This is a genomic window from Streptomyces sp. SID3343 (genome assembly GCF_009865215.1).
Lineage (GTDB): Bacteria > Actinomycetota > Actinomycetes > Streptomycetales > Streptomycetaceae > Embleya.
Window position 1 is genome coordinate 1 of sequence record NZ_WWJX01000850.1, and the last position, 412, is coordinate 412.

At 76.7% G+C, this 412-nt stretch carries 1 protein-coding gene; it reads right to left on the minus strand.

From position 1 onward, the window contains the following. A partial coding sequence (locus GT354_RS55910) for a hypothetical protein (protein ID WP_272923889.1) occupies nucleotides 1–258 on the minus strand: 258 nt, incomplete at its 3' end. Nucleotides 259–412: the final 154 nt, after the last annotated feature.

The following is a 412-nucleotide window of genomic DNA, read 5'->3' on the forward strand; positions in this document are numbered from 1 at the left end:
CCCGAGCGACACGGTGGTCCCCGCCGCGCCCGACTCGCGCGTGCCCGCCGCCCCGACGGCCGTCACCGCACGCGGCGGGGTACGCGAGGCCGTCGTGTCGTGGACCGCCCCCACGGCCGACGGCGGCAGTCCGATCACCGGGTACCGCGTCGCGATCACCCCCGGCGGGCGCAACGTGGACGTCGGCTCGCCCTCCACCGCCACCACCACCGCGACGGCCTCCGCCTCGGCCTCCGCAACGACCTCCGCAACGATCACCGGTCTCGAACCGGGTGATGCCTACACCTTCGTCGTGCGGGCGGTGAACGCGGCAGGCGCGTCCGAGCCGTCTCCGGCCTCGGCGCCGGTCGCGGTGACCGCCGTCGATCCACGGCTGGTCCCGGGGCGGATCACCACCGTCGCCGGAACGGGC